Raw genomic sequence first — 5,486 nt, 5'->3', positions numbered from 1 at the left:
GACGCGTCGTTGCACACGGTTCAGTGCCGAGGCCTTGGTACGGGCGCCGATCTGGTGCTGCTGGGACATCCGAAGCCTTTCAGAGCACCCCCAACGGGATTCGAACCCGTGCTACCGCCGTGAAAGGGCGGCGTCCTAGGCCGCTAGACGATGGGGGCCGGGACCCGAACAGCATACGGGGTGCTGTCGCCGTCGACACTCAGGGAGGATGGGTGCATGGTCGAGGTCAGTGAGGAGCGCTTCGCCGCGCTGGCTGAACAGGCGTTGGCCGGGGTCCCCGACGAGCTGGCCAGGCTGCTCGACAACGTCGTGCTGTTCATCGAGGACGACCCACCTGCCGACGACCCTGACCTGCTCGGCGTCTACGACGGCATCCCGCTGACCGAGCGCGACTCGTCCTACGGCGGCGCACTGCCTGACCGCATCGTGGTGTTTCGGCATCCGACCCTGGCCATCTGCGACACCGAGGCCGATGTCGTCGAAGAGGTCAACATCACCGTGGTGCACGAGATCGCTCACCACTTCGGGATCGACGACGACCGCCTGCACGACCTGGGCTATGCCTGACAACAAGATTCGCCGCTACGACCGGTTCGTCACCGTTGCGGTCGCTCACCACCGAAGCTCACGCACCCCGCCCCTGCGCGACACCGATCTGCTGGCGGGCGATGAGGAGCGGCTCACGTGTGCGGGCCCGTACGATCTGAGTGCTACCGGTGACAGTGTCGGCAGCGAAGCACCCGTCTGGCAGCTGGAGACCCCCTGATGACCGTCCTCGTCCTCAACGGACCCAACCTGGGCCGGCTCGGCGTGCGCGAACCCGACGTGTACGGCACAGCCACCTACGCCGATCTCGTCGCACGTTGCGAGGCGGTCGCAGTCGAGGTCGGCCTCGACGTCGAGGTCCGCCAGACCGATGACGAAGCCGAGATGATCGGCTGGTTGCATGAGGCGGCCGACACTCGCTCGCCGGTCGTGCTCAACGCCGGAGCGTGGACGCACACCTCCGTCGCGGTGCGTGATGCCGCCAGCCAGCTCACTGAACCACTGATCGAGGTGCACCTGTCGAACGTGCATGCACGCGAGCCGTTTCGGCACACCTCCTACATCAGCGATATCGCCGCGGCCGTCGTGGTCGGGATGGGGCTGGATGGATACGCAGCCGCACTCCGCCACCTCGGGAGCGACTCGGGCGGGAGCTAGTCGCCATGAAGGGGTGGGAGCAGCACGCGAACGCTGTCGAGGTACTGCTGACCTCGTACGCGGCGATCGGTCCCGGCCAGCGGGTGCGGCTCGCGAAGAAGACGTCCAACCTCTTTCGTCCCCGGTCGGCCAACGATGCCCCCGGGCTCGACGTGTCGGGACTCGACGGCGTCATCGCCATCGACACCGTGGCGCAGACCGCCGATGTGCAGGGCATCTGCACCTACGAGTCGCTCGTCGACGAGACCCTGCCGCACGGTCTCATCCCGTACGTGGTCCCGCAGCTGCGCACCATCACCCTGGGCGGCGCGGTCACGGGTCTGGGCATCGAGTCGACGTCCTTTCGCCATGGACTCCCGCACGAGTCCGTGCTCGAGATGGACATCTTGACCGGATCCGGCGAGATCGTCACGGCGGCACCTGACGGTGACCACGCGGATTTGTTCGACACCTTCCCGAACTCCTACGGCAGCCTGGGTTACGCGGTCCGGATCCGCATCAAGCTGGAGCGGGTCCCGCGATTTGTCACCCTGCGTCATGTGCGGATGGCAAATTCCCGTGCCGCAGCAGATGCCCTGGAGGTCATCGCTCACACCGGAGCATGGGAGGGCCGGCGTGTCGATGCGGTCGACGGCACCGCATTCAGCCCTGAATTTCTTTCACACTGATTTTTCGGTGCGCTTGTACCGCATACGGGGTGTCGCGTCCAGCGAGAAGTGGACTGAATTACTCAATCGTCTGCGGAGCGCCATGACGGTAGTTAACGTGGACGGCCAATCGGGGAAACGCACCATCCAAACTTCCTAGTTCTCAGGAGCCTGGTATGCGCCGATCGCTGCTGCCGTACGCCCTTTTTCTGTCCATCGTGGCCGCCCTCTTGACGGGCACAGCCAGCTCGGCGGGTGCAGCGAGCACCACCTATGGGGGTGGAAGCCCGTACGGGGTGTTCTACGCCAAGCCAGGTGACTTCGCCGACGGCGACCGGGTGACTCTCGCCGCCAATTTCCCCAGCGATCAGAAGTATCGGGACGTGACCTTCTACCAACGAGTGGGGGACACCGACACCTTCGAGTCGATCGGCGTCGACACGTCGAACCGAAACGGCAATGCTTACCTCACGAACCATCTGATGACGGGCGACCAGACCCTGTTCGCGCGCGCGACCACAGGCAAGCAGACCCAGCTGTTCAACGTCTCTGGGGATTCGGGACCGAGGACGTGCGCACGCGCCGGGACCATCTACACCTCTCCGAAGATCGTCACTCCGGGCAGCTCGGTGACGATCGCGGGCAACTTCCTCAGCGATCAGAAGTATCTCGACGTCACGTTCTATCGGGTGACCGGCGACACCGAAGAGATTCTCGGCACCGACAAATCGAACCGCTATGGCAACGCCTATCTCACCGATGTGCCGGTCGACGCCGAGATCAGGGTCCGCGCTGAGACCTCTGCGGGCAGGTGCACCAAGACACTCACGATCACACCGGAGGCCGTCGATCCTGACAGCAGCACCGACGAGCGGGGCCGGTTCTACACCCGTCCCGGTGACGTTCGCGAAGGTGAGACTGCCGAGCTGGCGGCCAATTTCGCGTCACCCCTGAGAAACCTCACCGTGACGTTCTTCCGTGAGGTGTCGCCCGACACGTGGGAGTCGGTCGGTTCTGACGTGAGCAACTCATCGGGCAACGCGTATCTCCCGGGCTTCACGTTCGACAAGCCCGAGACGTTCTTCGGGATGACCGACACCGGCGTGCGGACTCCGGTCGAGACCATCACGCCCGCGACGATCGACACGGTCAACGGCGGTCCCGACACGCTGGGCAACCACATCCTCTATGTGGTGACCGACGACCGCAAGATCCCCAGCAGGAAAGGTGTGCAACACCCCGGCCGGGCCGCGTGGTCGATCGGCGGAGAGCTGTCCGAGACATTTGATCTGGAAACGCTTTCGGTACGAGGAAACACCACGTCCAAGCAGTCCAAGAAGCCGTTCAAGCTGAAGTTCGACAAGAGTCAAAAGCCATTCGGCTTGAAGAAGGACAAGACCTGGGTGCTGTTGGCGAACTTCAACGACCGCTCCTTCGTGCGCAGCTTCGCAGGGCTCGATCTGGGTGCTCGTCTCGAGGGGTTGGACTGGACCTCGAAGGGTGTCTTCACCGAGGTTGTCGTCAACGGTTCGTACCGCGGCAGCTATCAGCTGGTCCAGTCGATCAAGATCGACAACGATCGCGTGGACATCAACGAGGACACCGGCCAGATCATCGAGTTCGACCCGTGGTGGCGAGAAGATGGCGTTCCGGGCATGGAAGGAAAGGGCATCTACGCGCGCCTCGACTACTCCTGGAAGGACCCCGACGAATACAAGTATGAGGACGACGGCTCCCTCCGCCCTGACGGCTTGTCCAAGAAGAAGATCGCGGACATGAAGGACAAGATCAGAAACTTCGAGGACGTGCTCTACGGCCCGAACGTGATCACCGGCTCGGCCAAGAAGCGGAATTGGGGATCGTACAGCCCCTCGAGTCCTGCGAAGGATTGGCTGACGTATCTCGACCTGGACTCCGCGGTCGACTACTACCTGCTCAAGGAGTTCACCAAGGACACTGACTCCGACATGTATCGGAGCAACTACTTCTACACCAACAACGCGGACCCCGGCAGCGCTGACAAGTTCTTCATGGGCCCGGTGTGGGACTTTGATCGCAGCGCCGGCGCCAGGGATTCCTCGACCATGCCCGAGCTCGACAATCCCGAGGGATGGTGGCTGCGCGGGACCGGGCAGGCGTATCACAACACCGCCAAGATCCACTGGTACACGCAGCTGATCAAGGACCCACGCTTCCTCGACGCGTTGAAGGCTCGGTGGGCTGCGGCGAAGGACGAGTTCTACATCATGGCCGGAGGTGGTGGCTCCGGCAATGGTGGGGACGCCGTCACGAGAGGTGTCGAAGCCATAGGAGGTGGCGACTACGCCGTGGGTCTTCGGGTGGTCGGCAACGACAACCAGATGTGGGCCAGCAAGACAGATCGGTTGAAGCCGCGGGTGAAGCCCTATGACGCGGAAGCCGAGCTTGCGTGGCTCCGCAACTGGTACGACGCCCGATACACCTGGTTCGACGACAATCTCTGAGCTGAGCAACACCCGCCGAGCATCAGCGCTGATTAGAACATGTCGACAAGTGCAGCGGCTCGCTCAGAATGCTTGGTGTCCGCCCTCGTTCGGGCAAGCTGGAAGCCGTCTGCACACGACTCTTCGTCAATATGCCCTGTGCCGCCAGCCCATTCGATTTGTTATCAAATTTTCACATTCCTCTGACACGGTGTCTGAGAAGAGCCTATGGTGACGCATCCATTGCGTCGGGGGGCGCGCCACTCATTTCCGCTTGAGGCGATCACCATGCGACGTTCACTCCCTTTTTCCGCCATCATCATTGGGCTCTTGTTGGCTCTGGTGTCCCCGACCAGCGCATCGGCGGCCACGTCTTATCCTGCAGGCAGCTCGAGTGGAGTCTTCTCCATCTCGCCCTCGACCTTCGCGGATGGCGACACGGTGACGCTTAGCGCCAACTTCGCGAGCAACCAGAAGGGCGCGAAAGTGACCTTCTACAGGTCGGATGTCGTTCCCGACGGCGAGACATTCGAGCCGATCGGGACCCAGACGGCGAACACCAATGGCAACGCGTACCTCAAGGGTTACGCGGTAAGTGGCAATCAGGTCTTGTTCGCTCTGACGAGCAAAGGCGAGAAGACCAACCGAAAGACGATTGATTCGGCAGCAGCGCCTAGTACCTGCCCGGTAGCAGGCGCTTTGTCCTCATCGCCGCAGATCGTGACCCCCGATTCCACCGTCTCGATCTTCGCGAACTTCGCCAGTGACCAGCAAGGCAAAGACATCACCTTGTACCAAGTGGTCGATGGCGTGGATCCCGACGCAGCAATTGGAAACTCCCAGAAGGCGGATCAGTATGGCAATGCCACCTTTAGCGTGGAGGTTGGCACAACGAAGATGGTGATCCGCGCAGAGACCTCGCCGGGTTCGGCCAAGTGCACCAAACCGATCGAGATCGTCCCGCAGGAAATTGATCCGGCCAGTTTTCCTGAGCAGGGCCCATTCAGCGTCAACCCCGCCGATGTTCGACTCGGAGAGCAGGGCAAGCTGATTGCCAACTTCGCTTCGTCCTTTAAAGGCAAGACGGTCACCTTCTTTCACAAGGTGCCTGGATCGTCTGGATCGCCGGACACCTGGGAAAGCATCGGTTCGGCGAGCGCCAACTCCTCTGGGG

The 5,486-nt window shown here is 62.3% G+C and carries 6 protein-coding genes and 1 tRNA gene; 6 read left to right on the top strand and 1 reads right to left on the bottom strand.

Annotated features, from left to right (window positions below; all coding sequences use genetic code 11):
• Positions 1-85: 85 nt before the first annotated feature.
• Positions 86-158: transfer RNA gene (locus WB508_RS07605), tRNA-Glu, on the bottom strand.
• Between the two features lie 58 nt (positions 159-216).
• Here WB508_RS07605 and WB508_RS07600 point away from each other — a divergent pair.
• The 6 genes from WB508_RS07600 to WB508_RS07575 form a co-directional block, all read left to right on the top strand.
• Positions 217-567 (top strand): metallopeptidase family protein, encoded by a 351-nt coding sequence (locus tag WB508_RS07600; RefSeq protein ID WP_423844283.1) that lies wholly within the window; start codon positions 217-219, stop codon positions 565-567.
• Positions 560-766, top strand: coding sequence for a hypothetical protein (locus tag WB508_RS07595; protein WP_423844282.1), 207 nt, complete (start codon positions 560-562; stop codon positions 764-766). Before WB508_RS07600 ends, WB508_RS07595 begins: the two co-directional genes overlap by 8 nt.
• Positions 766-1,203: a type II 3-dehydroquinate dehydratase gene (aroQ, locus tag WB508_RS07590; RefSeq protein WP_423844281.1), complete on the top strand. Its 438-nt coding sequence runs from the start codon at positions 766-768 to the stop codon at positions 1,201-1,203. The genes WB508_RS07595 and aroQ overlap by 1 nt, the downstream gene beginning before the upstream one ends.
• A gap of 5 nt (positions 1,204-1,208) precedes the next feature.
• On the top strand, positions 1,209-1,871 hold the full coding sequence (locus tag WB508_RS07585) for an FAD-binding oxidoreductase (RefSeq protein WP_423844280.1): 663 nt from the start codon (positions 1,209-1,211) through the stop codon (positions 1,869-1,871).
• Positions 1,872-2,026: 155 nt separating this feature from the next.
• Complete coding sequence (locus WB508_RS07580; RefSeq protein WP_423844279.1) at positions 2,027-4,333, top strand: CotH kinase family protein; 2,307 nt, start codon at positions 2,027-2,029, stop codon at positions 4,331-4,333.
• 267 nt (positions 4,334-4,600) lie between these two features.
• A partial coding sequence (locus tag WB508_RS07575) for a hypothetical protein (protein ID WP_423844278.1) occupies positions 4,601-5,486 on the top strand: 886 nt, incomplete at its 3' end.

This window comes from Aeromicrobium sp. (assembly GCF_049586495.1).
Classification (GTDB): Bacteria; Actinomycetota; Actinomycetes; order Propionibacteriales; family Nocardioidaceae; genus Aeromicrobium.
Note: the sequence above shows the minus strand (reverse complement) of the source record. Positions and strands in the feature narration are given on the sequence as shown.

Coding starts and splice junctions, on each gene's coding strand:
- WB508_RS07600 (WP_423844283.1), top strand. CDS start 217: ATGGTCGAGGTCAGTGAGGAGCGCTTCGCCGCGCTGGCTGAACAGGCG.
- WB508_RS07595 (WP_423844282.1), top strand. CDS start 560: ATGCCTGACAACAAGATTCGCCGCTACGACCGGTTCGTCACCGTTGCG.
- aroQ (WP_423844281.1), top strand. CDS start 766: ATGACCGTCCTCGTCCTCAACGGACCCAACCTGGGCCGGCTCGGCGTG.
- WB508_RS07585 (WP_423844280.1), top strand. CDS start 1,209: ATGAAGGGGTGGGAGCAGCACGCGAACGCTGTCGAGGTACTGCTGACC.
- WB508_RS07580 (WP_423844279.1), top strand. CDS start 2,027: ATGCGCCGATCGCTGCTGCCGTACGCCCTTTTTCTGTCCATCGTGGCC.